A 19,763-nucleotide genomic window follows, 5' to 3' on the forward strand; every position below is an offset into this window, starting at 1 on the left:
GATGGCCTGCGGAAGAGGGGTCAGGCCACGGCCAGCCCGCACGCCAGTGCGAGCATCGCGACGGCGATGAAGGCGTCCAGGATGCGCCAGGCGCGCGGGGAGCGCAGCCAGCGGGCGGCGAAGCGCGCCGTCACGGTCATGAGCGTGAACCAGATCGCGCTGCCGACGACCGCCCCCGCGCCGAACACCCAGCGGAGGTCGTCGTAGCCGGCCGACACGGAGCCCACGAGGAACACGGTGTCGAGGTACGCGTGGGGGTTGAGCCAGGTGATCGCCAGGCACGACAGGACCGCCGGGACGAGGGTGCGCGAGGGTGCGGTCTGCGCCGTGCGCACGAGCGTCGCGACCCCTCCGCCCGACGGCTGCTCCGGCACGGTGGCCGGCGCGTCCACGACGATCGACTGCTCCTGCGGGCGCACCGCACGCCACGCGGCCGAGAGCCCGTAGACGGCGAGGAAGATGACGCCGCCCCACCGCACGAGCTCGAAGATCCACGGCAGATGCCGGACCACGACGCCGAAGCCCGCGACGCCGGCCGTGATCATGATCGCGTCGCTCACGAGGCACGTCACGGCGAGCGCGATGACGTGCTGGCGCTTCACGCCCATACGCAGCAGGAAGACGTTCTGCGCGCCGGGCGCGATGATCAGCGAGAGGCAGAGGCCGAGGCCGGCGGCGAAAGCGGTGAGCACGACTCGACGGTAGGCGCGGGCGTGCGATCATCAAAAGCGACGTTCATGATTCTTCTCGCCCGTAAGGAGCGCTTCAGATGTGGATCGCCCCGGATCTTGCCACGACGGTCGCGGCCATCGTCGACGAGGGCAGTCTCGACGGGGCCGCTCGCCGGCTGCGCATCACGCCGTCGGCGGTCAGCCAGCGCCTGCGCGCGCTCGAGGGGCAGCTCGGACGGGTGCTCGTCGTGCGGTCGAAACCGGCCAGGGCGACGGAGGCCGGGGCGGTGGTCGTCCGGCTCGCGCGCCAGTACGCGCTGCTCGGACACGATGCGGGCGTGGAGCTCGGGCTCGAAGGCCCCGGACGGATGCACGTGCCGATCGCGGTCAACTCCGACTCGCTCGCGACGTGGTTCCTGCCCGCGCTGCAGCCCGTGATCCGGGCGCACGAGATCTCGCTCGAGCTGCATCGGGACGATCAGGATCGCACCGCCGGACTGCTGGAGGCCGGGACCGTCACCGCGGCCGTGACCTCGCAGCGCGACCCGATCGCCGGCTGCGTCGTCACCGGCCTCGGTGCGACGATCTATCACCCCGTCGCGTCACCGGCCTTCGCCGAGCGCTGGTTCCCGGCAGGTTCGACGCTCGACGCGCTCGCGGCGGCGCCGGTCGTCGACTACGACCGCAGCGACGACCTGCAGACGGAGTGGCTCGTCGAGCGCGGGGTCGATCCCTCACGCCCGCCGCGGCACTACGTGCCGGCGTCCGAGGACTACGCCACGGCCGTGCGCCTCGGGTTCGGCTGGGGACTGCTCCCGCTCATGCAGGCGCAGGCGTCGCTCGACGCCGGGCGCCTCGTGCGCCTGGACGGCCCCCGTATCCGCGTTCCGCTGTACTGGCAGCAGTGGAACCTGCGCTCGCCCCTGCTGTCCGACATCCGCGAGGCGGTCGTCGCCGCGGCCCGGGCCGCGCTCGAGCAGGACTAGCCGTCCGAGACGCGCAGCACGAGCTTGCCGCGCGTGTGCCCCTCCTCGAGCTGACGGTGGGCGGTCGCCGCGTCGTCGAGCTCGAAGACCTTCTCGACGTAGACCTGGATCGCCCCCGAGTCGAGCAGACGTGCGATCGTGCCGAGCGCCGTGCCGTCGGGGGTGACGGTGAACGCGGTGGCGCGCACGCCCGCCGTGGCCGCGGCCTCGGCGTACGCGGGCCAGACGCCCGTGGGCACCACGACGAGCAGCCCACCCGGGCGCAGCACGCGCAGCGACCGGGGACCGGTCTGCGCGTGCGCGTCGCCGACCAGGTCGATCACCACGTCGACGTCGCTCACGACGTCCTCGAACCGGGTGGTCGTGTAGTCGATCACGACCTGGGCGCCGAGCTCCCGCAGCCAGGGCGCGTTCGCCGCCGAGCAGGTCGCGGTCACGTGCGCGCCGAAGTAGGCGGCGAACTGCACGGCGAAGTGGCCCACGCCGCCCGATCCGGCGTGGATCAGGATGCGCTGCCCCTCGTGCGCGAGCGCGGTCTCGACCACGAGCTGCCACGCCGCCAGGGCGGCGAGCGGCACCGCCGCCGCCTCGACGTGCGACAGCGACTGCGGCTTGGTCGCGAGCGCGCTCGACGGCGCGACCACGTACTCGGCGTAGCTGCCCGACGTGCGCGGGACCGCCGCCATGCCGTAGACGGGCGTGCCCGGCGGCAGCGGATGAGCCTCGAACGGCGACGCCACGACGATGCCGGAGAAGTCGAACCCCGGCACCGCCGGGTACGCGCCGATCCCGCGTGAGACGCCGCGTCCGGCGCGCGTCTTGGCGTCGATCGGGTTCACGCCCGCCGCGACGACACGCACCAGCACCTCGTCCATGACGCGGCTCGGCACCGCGACCGTCTCGGTCCGCAGCGCATCCGGGGCGCCCGGGGCGTCGAACACGACCGCGCGCATGTGCTCGGGTGGCGCGGCGACGGCCTCCCGTTCGGCGACGACGGATCCGTTCCTCGTCGTCGCGGACCTCGGCAAGCGGAATCTCATGCGCCCCTCTTCCGTCGGCGGGACCCGGCAGACACGGTCGGATCCTCGTCACGACAGTCAAGCCGCCGCTCATCACGCGGGTGTTTCGGCGGTGCTACAGATGCGCGTGGTGCCGCGAGGCGGCGTTGCTTCTCGGACGTGTGGGCGACGGGAGTTAGGGTCTTCAGGTGACCCCCGAACTGCAGACCCGGATCCTCGCGGATTCCCGAGATCGGGTCGCCTGGCTGCGAGCCAGGGCGCGGGGGATCACGGCCACGGACGTCGCCGCGCTGACCGCGAGCGAGCGGTCGATCACCCGTGCTGCCGATCAGAAGCTCATGGGGTCGCGCTTCTCGGGCAACTCCTACACCGACCACGGGCGACGGCGCGAGCCGCAGATCGCCGCGTGGGTCGCCGCGACGCACGGGATCCAGCCGTCCAGTGCGCTGTTCCATGCGGTCGTCGAGAGGCGGCATCTGGCCACGCCCGACGGCATCGGCGTCGACACCCACGGCCGGGTCTCGCTCGCCGAGATCAAGACCACCAACAAGTCGTGGCGTTCGATCCCGCGCAACTACCTGCGCCAGGTGTGGTGGCAGCAGCACGTCCTGGGGGCCGAGCGCACGCTGTTCGTGTGGGAGGAGCATCGGGACTTCCAGCCCCTGCACGACGAGCCGAAGTGCACCTGGATCGAGCGCGACGACCGCGAGATCGCCCAGCTCGTGCGCCTCGCCACGCGTCTGATCGACGAGCTCTACCAGCGCACGACCGGCCAGACGGTGCCCCGACCCGCCGCGACGCCGGCGTCGAACCGCGAGCGGCTGCGCGAGCGCGACATGTTCCGGGCGCTGGCCCTTTCCGACTGACGGTCGAGGCTTCGCTCGGTGCGTGGTAGGCTTGGGGAAGCCGAAGACCGCCGGTCATCGTGATGCGCTCGCGCAGATCGATCGAAGCACTGCATTGCAGGGGCCCGCGCAGGTGTCACGAACGATTCTCCTGGGTTCCCGGGTTCTGAGCTCCGTGCGCTTGCGCCGGAGCTTTTTCTGTGTGTGCGGCGGACTCGGTCGGTACCCCACCACCGTGGGGGATCACGTTCATACCAAGGAGTGGCCATGGCGCAGAAGGAAGCATCGGTCGCCGAGCTCACGAAGTCTTTCGAGAACTCGAGCGCCGTCCTGCTGACCGAGTACCGCGGTCTGACGGTTGCCCAGCTCAAGGAGCTGCGCACCACCATCCGTCAGGACGCGGAGTTCGCCGTGGTGAAGAACACGCTGACCAAGATCGCCGCGAACAACGTGGGGATCTCGGCGCTGGACGACGAGCTCAAGGGCCCGTCCGCCATCGCCTTCGTGCACGGTGACCCGGTCGCCGTCGCCAAGGGTCTTCGTGCCTTCGCCAAGGCACACCCTCTTCTGGTGATCAAGGGCGGCTACTTCGATGGCAAGCCCCTGAGCGCCGAAGAGGTCGGCAAGCTCGCCGACCTCGAGAGCCGTGAGGTCCTGCTCGCCAAGGCGGCCGGGATGTTCAAGGCCTCGATGGCGAAGGCTGCCGCCCTCTTCCAGGCACCGCTGTCGAAGACCGTCCGCACGGTCGAGGCGCTGCGCGAGAAGCAGGAGACCGCGGCCTGACGCCGCGGGCAGCAACCCCACAAACCCCCAACAACTAGGAGAAACATCATGGCGAAGCTCAGCACCGACGAGCTGCTCGACGCGTTCAAGGAGCTCACGCTCATCGAGCTCAGCGAGTTCGTGAAGGCCTTCGAGGAGACCTTCGACGTCACCGCCGCCGCCCCCGTCGCGGTTGCCGCCGCCGGTGGTGGCGCTGCCGCCCCCGCCGAGGAGGTCGAGGAGAAGGACTCGTTCGACGTCGTCCTCGAGGCCGCCGGCGACAAGAAGATCCAGGTCATCAAGGTCGTCCGCGAGCTCACCTCGCTCGGCCTCGGCGAGGCCAAGGCCGTCGTCGACGGTGCCCCCAAGGCCGTGCTCGAGGGCGCGAACAAGGAGACCGCCGACAAGGCGAAGGAGGCCCTCGAGGCCGCCGGCGCCACGGTGACCCTCAAGTAATCCCCCTCGCATCCCTTCGGCGGATGCGACCATCCAGCACCGTCTGGATCCGCCGGTCCGGTGACGGAACGGCACGAAAGCCCCGGGAGGACTCCCGGGGCTTTCGTCGTCTGCGAGCTGCGTCCGGTGGCGCGGGTCGTGACACTCCCGTGACTGCCGAGTCGTTGTCCGGGCCCGTGGCGCCTACTAGTGTCAGCCACATAAGGCCTCCATAGGCGGAGGAAGGCCGCGCGGCATCCGAACGCGCGACGACAGACGGGAGCAGACGATGTCGACTGCAACGCGGAAGAGGCTCGTCCTCTCCACCACCGGTCTCGGGATCACCGTGCTCGCGCTCGCGGGCTGCACGGGCGGCCCCGGCGTGAGCGGCGGCGGTGGCGGTGGCGGGGGCGAGACCGAGGGTGGATCCTCGGAGGTCACGGTCTACGGCACCATCGTCGACGCCGAAGCGGAACTCCTCGAGCAGTCCTGGGCGGACTGGGAGGAGGAGAACGGCATCGACATCGTGTACGAGGGCTCGCAGGAGTTCGAGGCGCAGATCGCGGTGCGTGCGCAGGGCGGCAACCCGCCGGATCTGGCCATCTTCCCGCAGCCCGGACTGCTCGCCGACATGGCGAGCCGGGGCTACCTGCTGGAGGCGCCGGAGGGCGTCGTGACGAACCTCCGCGAGAACTGGACCGAGGACTGGGAGCGCTACGCCTCCTATGACGGCACGGTGTACGGCGCGCCGCTGATGGCGAGCGTGAAGGGCTGGATCTGGTACCAGCCGTCCGTGTTCGAGGAGAACGGCTACGAGATCCCGACCGATTGGCAGGGCCTGCTGGATCTGACCGCGCAGATGCGCGAGGACACGGGAAGCGCCCCGTGGTGCGCGGGCTTCGGCTCGGACGCCGCGACGGGCTGGCCGGGCACCGACTGGATCGAGGACCTCGTGCTGCGCGCGTCGGGTCCGGACGTCTACGACCAGTGGGTCGCGAACGAGGTGCCCTTCACCGACCCGCAGATCAGGTCGGCCTTCGACGAGACCGCGAAGATCCTGCTCAACCCCGACTACGTGAACGCCGGCTTCGGCGACGTCGCGTCGATCGGCACGACGCCGTTCGGCGACGTCGCGAACGCGCTCGTGTCCGGTGACTGCATGCTGACCCACCAGGCGTCGTTCCTCGACGGCTTCATCGTGGACGCCGGCGGCGAGGTGAGCGAGGACGGCGACGTCTGGGCCTTCATGCTCCCGCCGTTCGAAGCCGGCGCCGAGGGCGAGGTCGTCACCGGCGGTGGCGAGATCGTCGGCGCATTCAGCGACGACGAGGCCGTGGTCAAGGTGCAGGAGTACCTCTCGAGCCCCGAGTGGGCGAACTCCCGCGTCTCCCTCGGCGGTGTGATCAGCGCGAACAAGGGTCTCGACCCGGCCAACGCGCAGAGCGCCATCCTGCAGGCCGCGATCGAGATCCTGCAGAGCGAGGAGACCACGTTCCGCTTCGACGGCTCCGACCTGATGCCGTCCGCGGTCGGCACCGGTTCGTTCTGGCAGGGCATGCGCGACTGGGTCAACGGGGCGTCCACAGACCAGGTGCTCGAGCAGATCGAGTCGGGCTGGCCGGCCGAGTAACAGGCCATGGCCGCTTTCCTCGGTTGGCTCAGCACTCTCTCGCCGTGGCTTGAGATCCCGATCATCATCGGGGTCTTCCTGATCGCGGTGGCGGTGCTGCTGTTCTTCATCGAGATCGCGCCGCGCGCGGGCCGGGCGTACACCATCGCCCGGCTCGCCGCGTGCGTGATCTTCCCGCTCGCCGTGATGTGGATCCTGCAGTCGTACTGGTGGGCCATCGCGGCGGCCGGCGTGCTCGGACTGCTGTTCTTCTGGCTCGACCAGCGCGCCCGCGGCGGCGTGGGGTCGCTGTTCCAGCTGTTCGGCTTCCTGGCTCCGGCGCTCATCCTGCTGCTGGTGGGTCTCGTGCTGCCGGTCGTGCAGACGCTCGTGCAGTCCATGTTCAACTCGCGCGGCGACACCTTCATCGGGCTCGACAACTTCGTGTGGATCTTCACGCAGCCGCAGGGCATCCGCACCGTCGTCAACACGATCGTGTGGGTGCTGATCGCGCCCGTCGTGTCGACCGTGATCGGGCTCATCTACGCGTACTTCATCGACAAGACGCGCGGGGAGAAGGTCTACAAGATCCTCGTGTTCCTGCCGATGGCGATCTCCTTCGTGGGCGCGTCGATCATCTGGCGCTTCATGTACACGGCGCGTCCGGTGGATGCCGAGCAGATCGGCTTCGTGAACCAGATCATCGTGTGGCTCGGAGGGAGCCCCGTTCCCTTCCTGCAGGTGCAGCCCTGGAACACGCTCGCGCTGATCGTGGTGTTCATCTGGATCTACACCGGCTTCGCCATGGTGGTGCTGTCGGCGGCGATCAAGGGCGTGCCCACCGAGCAGATGGAGGCCGCGGAGCTCGACGGCGCCAACGCGTACGAGAGGTTCATGAACGTCGTCGTGCCGGGCATCCGGCCCTCGCTGGTCGTGGTGCTGACGACGATCGCGATCGCGTCGATGAAGATCTTCGACATCGTGCGCACGATGACCGCCGGCGCGAACAACACGTCGGTGCTCGCGAACGAGATGTATCAGCAGTTCCGCAGCTTCGAGCCCGGCAGGTCGGCGGCGTACGCCGTGATCCTGTTCATCCTCGTGCTGCCGCTGGTGATCTACAACGCGCGACAGCTCAAGGCACAGAGGGAGGTGCGCTGATGGCCACCACGGAAGAGGTCGTCGCCACGACCCAGGCGGTGACCACCACGGCCAAGGGCGGCGCGCGTCCGACGCTCGGCGATGCGAAGCGGCGTCTGACGTCGCCGTGGGCCACGATCGCGGCGATCATCATCGCGGCGATCTGGACGATCCCGACCTTCGGCATCCTGGTGTCGTCGTTCCGGCCCCGAGTGGAGATCCAGACCACCGGATGGTGGACGGCGCTGCAGAACTGGGGCTGGACGACCGAGAACTACGCCGAGGCGCTCAACACCTCCACGGGTGGTCTCAGCCTGCTGGGAGCGTTCGTGAACTCGTTCGCGATCACCCTGCCGGCGGCGATCATCCCGCTCATCCTCGCGACGCTCGCGGCGTACGGCTTCGCGTGGATGGAGTTCCGCGGCAGGAACCTGCTGTTCGTGCTGGTGTTCGCCCTGCAGATCGTGCCGATCCAGATGGCGTTCATCCCGCTGCTGCAGCTGTTCGCGCGGGGTGAGCTGTTCGGGTTCCCGATCATCCAGGCGTTCTCGGATCAGGCCGGCTACGCGCAGGTGTGGATCGCGCACACGATCTTCGGCCTGCCGTTGGCGATCTTCCTGCTGCACAACTTCATCGCGCAGATCCCGGGCGAGGTGATCGAGGCGGCCCGCGTGGACGGCGCGGGGCACGGGCAGATCTTCTTCCGCATCGTGCTGCCGCTGAGCATGCCGGCGATCGCGTCGTTCGCGATCTTCCAGTTCCTGTGGGTCTGGAACGACCTGCTCGTGGCGTTGATCTTCGCGGACGGGAACGTGGCACCCATCACCAAGCTGCTCGCACAGATGGTGGGGCAGCGGGGCGAGGACTGGCACCTGCTCACGGCGGGCGCGTTCATCGCGATCATCGTGCCGCTGCTGGTGTTCCTGTTCCTGCAGCGCTACTTCGTCCGCGGCCTGCTGGCCGGCTCGGCGAAGGGCTGACGCGCCGCACGTCCTGCGGCTGGGGCCTCGGCCTCAGCCGCAGGCGAGGCGGGTCTGGACGGACTCCAGGGCCTGGATCTCCCGCTCCTGCGACTCGGCCATGCCGCTCGCCGTGCGCAGCACGCCCGGATCGCTGCCGAGATCCTGCACGGCCTCGACCATCTCGATCGCGCCGGAGTGGTGCCGGATCATCAGCTCGGTGAACAGGCAGTCCTTCGCCGTGCCGGTGGCCGCGCGCAGCTGGGCCAGCTCCTCGTCGCTCGCCATGCCCATCTCGGCGCGCAGCTCGTCCTCGGTCGCGGGCGCGCCCGTGGATCCGCCGTGGCCGTGACCGCCGTCCTGGGACATCCACTGCATGAGCGGGTCGGATCCCCGCTGCGGCACGCCCCAGTCCTGGATCCACGCGAACATCTGGCCCGACTGCTGCGCCTGTGCCGTGGCGATGTCGTACGAGATGAGCCGGAGCTCCTCGTCCTCGGTCGCCTCGTACAGGATCATCGACATCTCGACCGCCTGCGCGTGGTGCACCTGCATGTCGCGGGCGAAGCCGATGTCGGCCGCATTGGGTCCCGACGCGCTCTGACCGAAGGTCGAGAAGCGGCCGATCGCGAACGCCAGCCCCGCGACGAGCACGACCGCGAGCGCGATGAGCGCCCAGGCGGGAGGGCGGCTGGAGGACTGCGCGTCGGACACTAGAGCTTGCCGGGGCCCTCGATACCGGTGCACGAGGCGCCGAGCTCGGGGGCGGTGCCGCCCTGCCAGTACTCCTCGATGAACTGGCCGATGCGGGGGTCGTCGACCGCGTCGACCTTGAGCTGGTGCTCCCACGCGGTGACGGTGATCGGGGTGTCGAGCCCCTCGTACGGCGAGACGATCGAGTACGTGCGCGGGGCGAGGTCGCGCAGCGCCTCGAGGTCGGCGCCCGTGATCTGCGCGGGGTCGTACGTGATCCACACCGCGCCGTGCTCGAGCGAGTGCACCGCGTTCTCAAGCGGCTGCGGCTGGTCGTAGACGCCGCAGCTGAGCCAGGCGCTGCTGTGCGGGCCGCCCGCCGGCGGGTTCTGCTCGTACTCCACGGTGCCCTCGACGTGGTCGGACGCGAGCTCATAGGTCTCGACGCCCTCGATCGTCGCGCCCTCACTGCCCGGCGTGTACGACTTGGGCGCGAACACGATCGACGCGACGACGATCGCCACGACGGCGAGCACGGCGACGATGCCGACGACCCACCAGAGCAGCTTGCCGCGCTGACGCTTCTTCAGCTGCCGCTGGTAGTCGGCGAGCTTCTCTTGGCGCTTCGCCTCGCGCTGCTGCTTGACGCTCTGCTCGATCTGGGCCTGGCGCGCGGGATTACCGGACTGCTTCTGCGGGGACACGCCACGATCCTATGCGGCAGCATGCACCGCGACATCCTGCAAAGCCTCAGAGAACCCTATGACCCGCGTAACATCAGAGGCCCCCGGCGAGAGGCGGACACGGATGAGCGCACGTCGCGACCCCCGCACGCGCGCCTGGGTGTGGTGGGGGGTGGGCCTGCTGGCCGTCGGCATCGCGCTCGGTGCGGCGCTGCTGCTCCCCGGAGCCGATCCGACCGTGTTCGACCTGTGGTGGGAGGGGATCCTCTCGGGGACGCCGGACGGGCCGGCCCTGGCCGTGTCGCTGTTCATGGACCTCGTGGGCGGCGGGCGGTACGCGACGCTGTGGATCCCGCTGTCGCTCGTGGCCGTGCTGCTCGCGGCGCGCCGGCCGTGGGGAGCCGGGTACCTCGTCGTGGCGCTGCTGGCGAGTGCCGCTCTCGTGCAGGTGCTCAAGCACGTGCTCGGCCGGGCGCGGCCGGAGGACATCCTGGTGATCGCGGACGTCGGGTCGTTCCCCTCCGGCCATGTCGCGAACGCGGCCACGGTGACGATCGCGCTGTGGATCATCCTGCCGCGGTGGTGGACGGCGACGCTCGCCGGATGCTGGATCGCGCTCATGGCGTTCGCGCGCACGTACGTGTCTGCGCATTGGCTCACGGACACGCTCGGCGGCGCGCTCATCGGATCGGGGGTCGCGCTGCTCGTCGCGGCGGCGTTCGCCCGCGGCCTGAGCGTCGAGCGGCGCGTCCACCGCACCCCTGGCCGCGCCGACGCGCGTCGCTAGGCTGAGCGCCATGAGCGCCGAGAAGGATCCCGCCGTCGAGGCCGCGGAGGCCGAACTCGCCCGCCTGCAGGCAGAGGCGGAGGTCGCCGAAGCGGCCCTGAACGCGGCACAGGCGAAGGCCCGGCTCGCGGCCGCGTGGGCCGCCGTGGCGCAGACCGAGGCGGGGGAGGCGGCCGACCCGGAGACGGCTCCCGCCGATCCCGAGCCCGGCGTCGAGAACGCCTCGTCCGCCGCCGGATCGGCCGGCGTCGAGGCCGCGGCGGATCGAACCGCGGCGCCGGCGTCCGCCGGCCCGGCGGGATCAGGCCCTCTGGATCAGGACGACGCGCGGGCGATCGCCGCGGCGTACGCGTTCGAGGGGGAGACCCTGGACATCGGCGCGCTCGTGAACGGCGACGCGGTGCCGGATGCGCAGATCCGGATCCCGCTCGGCATGCTGAACCGTCATGGTCTCGTGGCGGGAGCGACGGGGACGGGCAAGACCCGCACGCTGCAGGGGCTCGCCGAACAGCTGGCGGCGAAGGGCGTACCGGTGTTCGCGGCCGACATCAAGGGCGACCTGTCGGGCATGGCGACGCCGGGCGAGTCGAACGGCAGACTGCTCGCGCGCACCCGGGGGATCGGGCAGGACTGGGCGCCCGCCGCGGCGCCGGTCGAGTACTTCGCGCTCGGCGGCATCGGCAAGGGCGTGCCCGTGCGGGCGACCGTCACGGGCTTCGGGCCGCTGCTGCTGGCGAAGGTGCTCGGGCTGAACCACACGCAGGAGTCGAGCCTCGGACTCGTGTTCCACTACGCGGACAGGAACGGGCTGCCGCTCGTCGACCTCGAGGACCTGCGGTCGGTGCTGCTGTACCTCACGAGCGACGAGGGCAAGCCGGAGCTCAAGGCGCTGGGCGGGCTGTCCAGCGCGACGGCCGGTGTCATCCTGCGCGAGCTCATCACGTTCGCGGAGGGCGGGGCCGACGCGTTCTTCGGCGAGCCCGAGTTCGACGTGGCCGACTTCCTCCGGACGGCGCCCGATGGGCGCGGAATCGTGTCGCTGCTCGAGGTGCCGGGCATCGCGGACCGGCCTGAGCTGTTCTCGACGTTCCTGATGTACCTGCTGGCCGAGCTCTTCGAGACCCTGCCGGAGGTCGGCGACCCCGACAAGCCGGAGCTGGTGTTCTTCTTCGACGAGGCGCACCTGCTGTTCCGCGACGCATCCAAGGACTTCCTCTCCGCGATCACGCAGACCGTGCGGCTCATCCGGTCGAAGGGCGTGGGCGTGTTCTTTGTGACGCAGACGCCCAAGGACGTGCACGAGGACGTGCTGGCGCAGCTGGGATCGCGCGTGCAGCATCAGCTCCGCGCGTTCACGCCGGATGACGCGAAGGCGCTGCGGGCGACGGTCAGGACCTACCCGAAGTCCGGCTACGACCTCGAGCGCGTGCTGCAGGAGCTCGGCACGGGTGAGGCGATCGTCACGGTCATGAGCGAGAACGGCGCGCCCACGCCCGTCGCGTGGACGCGCCTGCGTGCGCCGCAGGGCCGCATGGAGCCGTCGCCCGATGCGCGCATCGACGCCGCGATCGCCGCCTCCCCGCTGCTGCCGAAGTACGGCGAGCGCGTGGATCGCGAGTCGGCGTACGAGATGCTGACCGCGAAGATGAACGCGGCCGAGGAGGCGCAGCGCCGGGCCGAGACCGAGGCCGAGCTCGCACGGCAGCAGGCCGAGATCGAGAAGGCGGACAAGGCGGCCGAGAAGGAGGCCCGGCAGGAGTACGAGCGGATCATCAGAAGGACCTCGGGCGCCGGACGCACGCGCACGTCCTCGCGCGCGGAGAAGTCGACGCTCGAGCGGGTGCTCGGCTCACGCACGACGCAGACGCTGCTGAACGGCGTGATCCGGGGCATGTTCGGCACCGGCCGTCGCTGAGCAGCGGGGCGCCTGGACGCGTGCGCCCCGCAGGAACCGGTCGACGATCCGCACCGCGGGGCCGCCCTCGAGCAGGATGCCGTGCCGAGCCTCCGGGACGACCACGAGCTCGGCGTCCGCGATGCGGTCATGAAGCAGGAGCGCGTGGTCGACCGGCACGATCTCGTCGGCGGCGCCGTGCACGATGAGCGTCGACGCGGCGATCGCGTGCAGGTCCTCCAGCGCGTCGTGCCGCCGGCTCGCGCGGAAGTGACGACCGCGCGCGTTCGGATCGCCGCTGATCGCCAGCAGATGCGAGAACCACGCGGGATGCCTGGTGAAGAACACCTCCGCGATGCGCGAGCGGTCGCCCGAGCGCAGCGCCGCGTCGATCTCGGGGGAGCGGGGCGACCCGTGAGGCTCGCCCGCCGACGTCGAGACCAGCACCAGCCTGTCCACGCGATCCGGCGCGTCGACCGCGAGCCACTGCGCGACGCGTCCGCCCATCGAGTGGCCGACGACGTGCGCCCGGGCGATGCCCTCCGCGTCGAGGATCGCGACGACATCCGTCGCGAACTGCCTCGTGTCGTAGCGATCGGCGGCTCCGAGCCCGCTTCGCCCCGTGCCGCGGTGGTCGAACACGATCAGCCGGTGCCCGGACTGCTCCGATGCGGACAGCAGCAGCTCGGCCGCGATGCGCCAGGAGGCGTGCTCGACCGCCTGGCCGGCGATCAGGATGACGGGATCACCGTCTCCGGCCGTCCAGTACGCGAGCGGCGTGCCGTCGGGCGCCGCGGCGTCGCCGCGCGTCCAGCGGGGATTCACAGACACCACGGGATGAGGAAGCTGAGCCGGCCGCTGTCGACCTGCTCGTCGCCGTCCCAGAGCGTCGCGGTGAGGCGCACCCCGCTGACCCGCCGCTCGAACGGGACCTCGACGAGGCCGTCGTCGTCGATCACGCCCTCGGCGTGCGACTCGAACTCCTCGCCGGGCCACGAGCGGAGCGTGATCGCGAACGCGGTCCCCGGCTCGCCCGACACTCCGAGCCTGACGGTGGGGTCGCCGGACGCGCAGAAGTGGCCGCGGTCGTCGAACCGCAGGGGCTGCGGTGCGGGCGTCGGCGCCGCCTCCGGCGCATCGGCCGGGGGCTGCTCGCTCGCCTCCGGCGTCGGCGCCGCGATCTGCTCCGGCGGGGGCGACGCGCTGACGTTCGGCGTGGGCGCAGGATCGGCCGCTTCAGGATCGGCGAGCAGCTTCTCGCGCAGATCCCACAGTTCGCTCAGGCGCTGCGACGCGACGATGCCCTCCGTGTCCTCGACGTAGCGCACCTCGAGCGTGACGTCGGCGACCGCCTGTGCGCGCGTGAGCGTGAACGCCAGCGACCCCGTGCCGTCCGCACCGAGCGTCGCGCGAGCCAGGGGCTCGTGAGAGGCGATCGCGACGGCGAGCGGCGCTCCGGCGGAGAATCCGCCGTCGCCGGACGGGTCGTCGCTCAGGGCGAAGACCTGCACCTCGCGGGACGGCTCGCCGGAGACGCCGATCGCGACGGCGCCGTCGGCGGTGCGCTCCGCCGAGGTCAGCGCGAGCGGAGCCGTGAGCTGCCGGAACGGCGAAGGCGCGTCGGGGGCCGTCGGCTGGACGGCGGGCGGAGGAAGGGGCGCGCGCGACGGCGGCGCCGACGGCGGCGCGCTCTGACTCGGGGTCGGCGTCGGCTCGTCGGTGCCGCGCGCGTCCACGAGTTCGGGGGACGCCTCGACCTCCGCAGCGGGCGGCGCGGCGTGAGTCCCGGCCTCACCGGGAGATGCCGGCGACGCGCCGCCGGGAAGCAGCCCGAGCGAGGCCGCGGCGACGGTTCCCGCGATGCCCAGCGCCGCCAGTCCGGCCGAGACGAGCCCGCCGACCGTCCAGCCGGATCCCGAGGAACCTGCGCCGGCCGAGCCCTGTCCGCCCCCGGTCGCGCCGATCGTGACGCCTCCGGCGACGACCGCGCCCTCGACCACCCCCGAGGGCATCGCCGCGAGTGCGACCGATGCGGCGTCGTCCCGCTGCAGCGCGGCGAGGTAGGAGGCGGTCGCCGAGACGCCGAGCGTGACCGGCAGCAGCACGAGGGCGAGCCGGCTTCCGACCTCCTGGGCCTCGCTCGCGACGATCGTGCAGCGCGCACATGCGCGCAGATGCCGGTCGAGGCGCTCGCGATTGCGGGCGCCGAGATTGCCGCGCGTGTGGGCACCGAGGTGCTCGATCGTCCACTGGCACTCCGAGCCGGCGTCGACGGCGTTCAGGTGCGCCTGGATCCACGCCTCGCGCAGCCCCTCGCGCGCGCGGAACGCCAGCTGGGCGACAGCGACGGGCTTCATCCCGAGCAGCGGCGCGACGTCGGCCGGTCCCCGCCGCTCGACCTCGGTGTACCAGAGGACCTCCTGCCAGCGGGCCGGCAGGCTGCGGAAAGCCGTGTGGGTGAGACTGCGGTCGAGGGCCGCGATCGTCGCGTCTTCCGTCGTCCCCGGGTCCACGAGCGCCTCCAGCTCGTCGAGTGCGGTGTCGCGCGAGGCGCGCCCCCAGCCGGCGGCCGTGTTGCGGATGGACGTGAAGAGGTACGCGCGGAAGGATCCGGTCGGTCCGCCGCCGCGCTGGATCGCCTGGAAGATGCGGGCGTACGCCTCCTGCACGAGGTCGTCCGCATCGATGCTCGTGGTGACGGATCGGGCGACGACGATCGCCGAGCGGTAGTGCCGTCGCCACAGCTCTCCGAACGCGTCGCGGTCGCCGGAGCGCGAGCGCAGCACGAGGTCGGCGTCGGGCGCCGCCTCGGAGACGTCGTGGGCGTCGTGGGTGGTCATATCGGTCGGATCGCAGGGTGCGGCGGTGATCTCGGGTGGCGACGCGATCCGCCGTCGAATCACGCCGCATCCATTGTCACCGGATGCCCGTGCCGCGGCCACCGCTCGGCCGCGCTTTCGGGAGATTCTGCGTTACGGCCCGTGTGCGAGAGGGGGAGAACCCGCGGCCCCGTCAGCGCAGCAGGCCGCCGAGGCCGAGGTCCACTCCGAGCAGACCGTCGTCGCCGCCGACGGACACTCCGACCTCGATGCCCGCGACGTCGGCGCCGACCTTCACGCCGTCGTCCACCCCGACCTCGACGTCCGCATCGACGCCTCCGACGCCCGCGCCCACCGAGACGCCGCCGCCGCCGGCCTGGACATCCGCCTTCACGGCGCCGCCGGCCACATCCGCGCCCACGTCGACGGAGCCGCCGCCGACCGTGACGTCGGCCTTGACCGCTCCTCCCGCGACGTCCGCGCCGACGGCCGCGCCACTGGAGCCGACCGACACGTCGACATGCGCGACCCCGGGGACCTCGACGCCCGCGCCGCCCTGACCCGCGGGAGCACCGCCCGCGGGAGCGGCCGGCTGGGCGGCCGGCGGCGTGGCGGCCTGCGTCGGACCCGGATCGGCGGCGCCGGGCTGCGTCGATGCGGGCTCGGTGGTCGTCGGAGGAACCGGATCCGTCGCGGAGTCGGAGACCGGCGCATCCGCGGCGGGGAAGTCGTCGGCCGCGGAGTCAACGCCCGCGGCATCAGGGAAGTCCGGGACGGCCGACGGATCGACGCGCGAGGACACCGGTCCGGTGGCGTCCTTCTCGGCGGGAAGCGACCCGCGCCCGTCGTCGTCGCTCTGCACCGTGACGGACGATCCGGGCTCGGTCGCGCTCGCGGGCGCGAGCGACGGCACCACCGTGACGGCGAGCAGCGCGCCCGCGACGCTCGCGGTCGTGACGCCCGCGCCGACGAGGCCGCTCAGTGAGAACACGCCGGCCGAAGCGGCACCGGCCGCGGCGCTCGACGCTGCTGCCGCTCCGGCGGCACCTGCCGTGCCGCCAGAGGCGGTCGCGCCCGCGCCGGAACCGGCGGCGAGCACCCCGCCGCCGACCGTGACGGCGCCCTCGATCACGGCCGAGGGCATCGCCGCGAGCGCGACGGCCGCGAGCTCGCCACGCGCGAGCGCTGCGAGGTAGGACGCGGCGGCGGGCACGCCGATGACCAGCGGCAGCACGACGAGGGCGAGGTGGCTGCCGACCTCGCGCGCCTCCGCGGCGACCATCTCGCAGCGCCCGCACTCCTGCAGGTGCGCCTCGACGCGGGACCGGTTGCGGGCGGCGAGGTTGCCACGGGCGTGCGCGCCCAGGTGATCGACGATCCAGCGGCACTCGGAGTCCTCGCCGAGGGTCGCGATGTGCGCCTGGATCCACGCCTCCCGCAGGCCCTCGCGCGCCCGGAACGCGAGCTGCTTGGCCGCGCCCGCCTTCATCCCGAGCAGCGGCGCCGCCTCCGCGGGACCGAGGCCCTCGACCTCGGTGTACCAGAGCACCTCCTGCCAGCGCGTGGGAAGACTGCGGAAGGCGCGGTGGGTGAGCCCGCGATCCAGCTCGGCGAGCCGTGCCTCCTCGGTCGAGGCGGGATCGGCCACGGTCTCGAGCTCGTCGATGGTCGACTCGCGGCGACTGCGCCCCCAGGACGCGGCCGTGTTGCGGATGGCCGTGAACAGGTAGGCGCGGAACGCGCCCGTGGGTCCGCCGCCCCGCCGGATCGCCTGGAAGATGCGGGTGTACGCCTCCTGCACGAGATCGTCCGGGTCGATGCTCGACGTGAGCGAGCGCGCGACGGTCACGCCCGCGGCGTAGTGGCGCTGCCAGAGCTCGGCGAAGGCATCGGCGTCGCCCGAGCGCGAGCGCAGGACCAGGTCGGCGTCGGCCGTGGTGTCGGCGGCGGGGGAATCGTGCACGTGGTCTCGCTTCGGGGGAGCGGCGGCGCTCGTGCGCAGTGCTTCGCCCGAACGCGGATGCGGGGGTGCGCATCCTTCTGACCCACATTGTTCACCGAGAACGGGCGATTGTCATAGGGTGCCCGGGGAGAATCACCCCCTGTTCCCATCGAGCGGGACGCCCGGCGAGTGCGGGTAGACTGAGGATGTCGCGACTGGCGTTGAGGTGGTGCACCACCGGGAAGCGACCGAGACGGCATTCGACCGCACGCCTGGGCCGATGCGAGATTCCCCATCCCGAACGTCGTCTGGAGATCGCATGACCGATCCGCTGTTCAACGCTCCGCTCGCCGAGGTCGACCCCGAGATCGCGCAGGTGCTGCAGCGCGAGCTCGATCGCCAGCGCGGGTACCTCGAGATGATCGCGTCCGAGAACTTCGTGCCCGTCTCGGTCCTCGAGTCGCAGGGCTCGGTGCTGACGAACAAGTACGCCGAGGGCTACCCCGGGCGCCGCTACTACGGCGGCTGCGAGGAGGTCGACGTCGCCGAGGAGCTCGCGATCGAGCGGGCCAAGGCGCTGTTCGGGGCCCGGTTCGCGAACGTCCAGCCGCACTCGGGCGCATCCGCCAACGCGGCCGTGCTGCACGCGATTGCGCGCCCCGGCGACACGATCCTCGGCCTGTCCCTCGACCACGGCGGTCACCTGACGCACGGCATGAAGATCAACTTCTCCGGCCGCCTGTACGACATCGTCGCCTACGGCGTGGACGCCGACACCTCCCTCGTCGACATGGACGAGGTGCGCCGCCTCGCGCTCGAGCACAAGCCGAAGGTCATCATCGCGGGCTGGTCGGCGTACCCCCGTCAGCTCGACTTCGCGGCGTTCCGCACGATCGCCGACGAGGTGGGCGCGCTGCTGTGGGTCGACATGGCGCACTTCGCCGGCCTCGTCGCCGCCGGCCTGCACCCGAGCCCCGTGCCGCACGCGCACGTCGTGTCGTCGACCGTGCACAAGACGATCGGCGGCCCGCGCTCGGGCTTCATCCTGACCAACGACGCCGAGATCGCGAAGAAGATCAACTCCGCCGTGTTCCCGGGCCAGCAGGGCGGCCCGCTCATGCACGTCATCGCGGCGAAGGCGACCGCGTTCAAGCTCGCGGCGACCGAGGCGTTCAAGGACCGTCAGGAGCGCACGCTGCGCGGCGCGCGCATCCTCGCCGAGCGCCTGTCGCAGGAGGACGTCGCCGACGCGGGCATCTCGATCCGCTCGGGCGGCACCGACGTGCACCTCGTGCTCGTGGATCTGCGCGACGCCGCGATCGACGGCAAGCAGGCCGAGGACCTGCTGCACGAGATCCGCATCACCGTGAACCGCAACTCGGTGCCCAACGACCCGCGTCCGCCGATGACGACCTCGGGCCTGCGCATCGGCACGCCCGCGCTCGCCACGCGGGGCTTCGGCGACGAGGAGTTCACCGAGGTGGCCGACGTGATCGCGTTGGCGCTGCAGCCGGGAGCGGACGTTCCCGCTCTGCGGGAGCGCGTCGCGCGCCTAGCGGACGCCTTCCCGCTGTACCCGGGTCTCTGACGGATAAGCTCCGGATCATGCCCGCAGAGAAGCTGGACGGAACCGCCACCGCGAAGGCGATCAAGGACGAACTGGCAGAGCGCGTCGCCGCGCTCAAGGAGAAGGGCGTCACGCCCGGCATCGCGACCGTGCTCGTCGGCGCGGATCCCGCATCGCAGCTGTATGTGGGGATGAAGCACAAGCAGTCCGAAGCGATCGGGATGAACTCGATCCAGCGCGAGCTTCCCGCGGACGCGACGCAGGAGCAGGTCGAGGCGCTGATCGACGACCTGAACGCCGACCCGTCCTGTCACGGGTACATCGTGCAGCTGCCGCTGCCGAAGCACCTCGACACCGACGCGATCCTCGAGCGCATCGATCCCGCCAAGGACGCCGACGGACTGCACCCGACCAACCTCGGGCGCCTGGTGCTGAACGTGAACGAGCCCATCACGACGCCGCTGCCGTGCACGCCGCGCGGCGTGATCGAGCTGCTCACGCGCAACGGATACGACCTGAAGGGCAAGCACGTCGTGGTCGTCGGCCGCGGCGTGACGATCGGCCGCCCGATGGGGCTGCTGCTCACGCGCCGCGACGTGAACGCGACCGTGACGCAGGTGCACACCGGCACGCCCGACATGGGCCCGTACCTGCGCCAGGCCGACGTGATCGTGGCCGGCGCGGGCGTGAAGCACCTGATCAGGGCCGAGGACGTCAAGCCCGGCGCGGCCGTGCTGGATGTCGGCGTGACGCGGGAGGCGGACCCCGAGACGGGGAAGTCGAAGGTCTACGGCGACGTGCATCCGGACGTCGCGGACGTCGCCGGATACCTCTCTCCGAACCCCGGCGGCGTCGGCCCCATGACGGTCGCGCTGCTGATGACCAACGTCGTCGAGGCCGCCGAGCGCTCCGTCGCCTGACGCGATCTCAGGAGATCCCGGCTTCTCAGGAG

18 protein-coding genes and 1 riboswitch are annotated in these 19,763 nt (G+C 71.4%); of the genes, 11 read left to right on the forward strand and 7 right to left on the reverse strand.

All coding sequences use genetic code 11. The features are described from left to right. Positions 1-20: 20 nt before the first annotated feature. Entirely contained in the window at positions 21-692 is a 672-nt protein-coding gene (locus BJP60_RS03280) for a LysE/ArgO family amino acid transporter (protein WP_203137545.1), read from the reverse strand. Positions 693-769: 77 nt separating this feature from the next. Here BJP60_RS03280 and BJP60_RS03285 point away from each other — a divergent pair, with 77 nt between their 5' ends. Beyond that, positions 770-1,657 (forward strand): LysR family transcriptional regulator ArgP, encoded by an 888-nt coding sequence (locus BJP60_RS03285; protein WP_203137547.1) that lies wholly within the window; start codon positions 770-772, stop codon positions 1,655-1,657. Here the strand turns inward: BJP60_RS03285 and BJP60_RS03290 are convergent. Beyond that, positions 1,654-2,697 carry an NADP-dependent oxidoreductase gene (locus BJP60_RS03290; protein WP_442923393.1) on the reverse strand — a complete coding sequence of 348 codons (1,044 nt, stop codon included), beginning with the start codon at positions 2,695-2,697 and terminating at the stop codon, positions 1,654-1,656. The genes BJP60_RS03285 and BJP60_RS03290 overlap by 4 nt on opposite strands. 167 nt (positions 2,698-2,864) lie before the next feature. Between BJP60_RS03290 and BJP60_RS03295 the strand changes: the two genes are divergently transcribed. The 6 genes from BJP60_RS03295 to BJP60_RS03320 all read left to right on the forward strand — a co-directional run bounded on the left by BJP60_RS03295 (position 2,865) and on the right by BJP60_RS03320 (position 8,447). Continuing rightward, complete coding sequence (locus BJP60_RS03295) at positions 2,865-3,542, forward strand: YqaJ viral recombinase family protein (RefSeq protein WP_203137549.1); 678 nt, start codon at positions 2,865-2,867, stop codon at positions 3,540-3,542. A gap of 246 nt (positions 3,543-3,788) precedes the next feature. Beyond that, a complete protein-coding gene (rplJ, locus tag BJP60_RS03300; protein ID WP_203137550.1) occupies positions 3,789-4,304 on the forward strand; it encodes a 50S ribosomal protein L10 in 516 nt (171 codons plus the stop codon). A gap of 48 nt (positions 4,305-4,352) precedes the next feature. After that, positions 4,353-4,739 (forward strand): 50S ribosomal protein L7/L12, encoded by a 387-nt coding sequence (gene rplL, locus BJP60_RS03305; RefSeq protein ID WP_203137553.1) that lies wholly within the window; start codon positions 4,353-4,355, stop codon positions 4,737-4,739. Positions 4,740-5,007: 268 nt separating this feature from the next. Continuing rightward, entirely contained in the window at positions 5,008-6,348 is a 1,341-nt protein-coding gene (locus BJP60_RS03310) for an ABC transporter substrate-binding protein (RefSeq protein WP_203137555.1), read from the forward strand. Between the two features lie 6 nt (positions 6,349-6,354). Beyond that, positions 6,355-7,488 carry a carbohydrate ABC transporter permease gene (locus BJP60_RS03315; protein WP_203137556.1) on the forward strand — a complete coding sequence of 378 codons (1,134 nt, stop codon included), beginning with the start codon at positions 6,355-6,357 and terminating at the stop codon, positions 7,486-7,488. Further along, entirely contained in the window at positions 7,488-8,447 is a 960-nt protein-coding gene (locus BJP60_RS03320; protein WP_203137557.1) for a carbohydrate ABC transporter permease, read from the forward strand. Before BJP60_RS03315 ends, BJP60_RS03320 begins: the two co-directional genes overlap by 1 nt. Before the next feature lie 33 nt (positions 8,448-8,480). Here the strand turns inward: BJP60_RS03320 and BJP60_RS03325 are convergent, their stop codons facing one another. Then, entirely contained in the window at positions 8,481-9,140 is a 660-nt protein-coding gene (locus tag BJP60_RS03325; RefSeq protein ID WP_203137558.1) for a DUF305 domain-containing protein, read from the reverse strand. Next, the gene (locus BJP60_RS03330) at positions 9,140-9,823 is read right to left on the reverse strand and encodes a DUF3105 domain-containing protein (protein ID WP_203137559.1); all 684 of its coding nucleotides are present in this window, start codon (positions 9,821-9,823) and stop codon (positions 9,140-9,142) included. The genes BJP60_RS03325 and BJP60_RS03330 overlap by 1 nt, the downstream gene beginning before the upstream one ends. A 103-nt stretch (positions 9,824-9,926) precedes the next feature. Here BJP60_RS03330 and BJP60_RS03335 point away from each other — a divergent pair, with 103 nt between their 5' ends. Further along, the gene (locus BJP60_RS03335; RefSeq protein WP_203137560.1) at positions 9,927-10,589 is read left to right on the forward strand and encodes a phosphatase PAP2 family protein; all 663 of its coding nucleotides are present in this window, start codon (positions 9,927-9,929) and stop codon (positions 10,587-10,589) included. A gap of 10 nt (positions 10,590-10,599) precedes the next feature. Beyond that, entirely contained in the window at positions 10,600-12,504 is a 1,905-nt protein-coding gene (locus tag BJP60_RS03340; RefSeq protein ID WP_203137561.1) for a helicase HerA-like domain-containing protein, read from the forward strand. Here the strand turns inward: BJP60_RS03340 and BJP60_RS03345 are convergent. The 3 genes from BJP60_RS03345 to BJP60_RS03355 form a co-directional block, all read right to left on the reverse strand. After that, positions 12,439-13,308, reverse strand: a complete 870-nt coding sequence (locus tag BJP60_RS03345) for an alpha/beta fold hydrolase (RefSeq protein ID WP_238439535.1) — start codon at positions 13,306-13,308, stop codon at positions 12,439-12,441. The two genes, BJP60_RS03340 and BJP60_RS03345, sit on opposite strands and share 66 nt — an antisense overlap. Beyond that, on the reverse strand, positions 13,305-15,323 hold the full coding sequence (locus tag BJP60_RS03350; RefSeq protein WP_203137564.1) for a sigma-70 family RNA polymerase sigma factor: 2,019 nt from the start codon (positions 15,321-15,323) through the stop codon (positions 13,305-13,307). Before BJP60_RS03350 ends, BJP60_RS03345 begins: the two co-directional genes overlap by 4 nt. Before the next feature lie 172 nt (positions 15,324-15,495). Then, on the reverse strand, positions 15,496-17,265 hold the full coding sequence (locus tag BJP60_RS03355) for a sigma-70 family RNA polymerase sigma factor (RefSeq protein ID WP_203137566.1): 1,770 nt from the start codon (positions 17,263-17,265) through the stop codon (positions 15,496-15,498). A gap of 180 nt (positions 17,266-17,445) precedes the next feature. Further along, a riboswitch (ZMP/ZTP riboswitch) is annotated at positions 17,446-17,529 on the forward strand. A 34-nt stretch (positions 17,530-17,563) separates the two neighbouring features. Between BJP60_RS03355 and glyA the strand changes: the two genes are divergently transcribed. Both glyA and BJP60_RS03365 read left to right on the forward strand, forming a co-directional pair. Then, a complete protein-coding gene (gene glyA, locus BJP60_RS03360; protein WP_203137567.1) occupies positions 17,564-18,832 on the forward strand; it encodes a serine hydroxymethyltransferase in 1,269 nt (422 codons plus the stop codon). Positions 18,833-18,849: 17 nt separating this feature from the next. Beyond that, on the forward strand, positions 18,850-19,731 hold the full coding sequence (locus tag BJP60_RS03365) for a bifunctional methylenetetrahydrofolate dehydrogenase/methenyltetrahydrofolate cyclohydrolase (RefSeq protein WP_203137568.1): 882 nt from the start codon (positions 18,850-18,852) through the stop codon (positions 19,729-19,731). Positions 19,732-19,763 lie beyond the last annotated feature (32 nt).

It is taken from the genome of Microbacterium sp. JZ31 (assembly GCF_016805985.1).
GTDB lineage: Bacteria > Actinomycetota > Actinomycetes > Actinomycetales > Microbacteriaceae > Microbacterium.

Coding starts and splice junctions, on each gene's coding strand:
- BJP60_RS03315 (WP_203137556.1), top strand. CDS start 6,355: ATGGCCGCTTTCCTCGGTTGGCTCAGCACTCTCTCGCCGTGGCTTGAG.
- BJP60_RS03340 (WP_203137561.1), top strand. CDS start 10,600: ATGAGCGCCGAGAAGGATCCCGCCGTCGAGGCCGCGGAGGCCGAACTC.
- BJP60_RS03335 (WP_203137560.1), top strand. CDS start 9,927: ATGAGCGCACGTCGCGACCCCCGCACGCGCGCCTGGGTGTGGTGGGGG.
- BJP60_RS03350 (WP_203137564.1), bottom strand. CDS start 15,323: ATGACCACCCACGACGCCCACGACGTCTCCGAGGCGGCGCCCGACGCC.
- rplJ (WP_203137550.1), top strand. CDS start 3,789: ATGGCGCAGAAGGAAGCATCGGTCGCCGAGCTCACGAAGTCTTTCGAG.
- BJP60_RS03320 (WP_203137557.1), top strand. CDS start 7,488: ATGGCCACCACGGAAGAGGTCGTCGCCACGACCCAGGCGGTGACCACC.
- BJP60_RS03365 (WP_203137568.1), top strand. CDS start 18,850: ATGCCCGCAGAGAAGCTGGACGGAACCGCCACCGCGAAGGCGATCAAG.
- glyA (WP_203137567.1), top strand. CDS start 17,564: ATGACCGATCCGCTGTTCAACGCTCCGCTCGCCGAGGTCGACCCCGAG.
- BJP60_RS03310 (WP_203137555.1), top strand. CDS start 5,008: ATGTCGACTGCAACGCGGAAGAGGCTCGTCCTCTCCACCACCGGTCTC.
- rplL (WP_203137553.1), top strand. CDS start 4,353: ATGGCGAAGCTCAGCACCGACGAGCTGCTCGACGCGTTCAAGGAGCTC.
- BJP60_RS03285 (WP_203137547.1), top strand. CDS start 770: ATGTGGATCGCCCCGGATCTTGCCACGACGGTCGCGGCCATCGTCGAC.
- BJP60_RS03290 (WP_442923393.1), bottom strand. CDS start 2,697: ATGAGATTCCGCTTGCCGAGGTCCGCGACGACGAGGAACGGATCCGTC.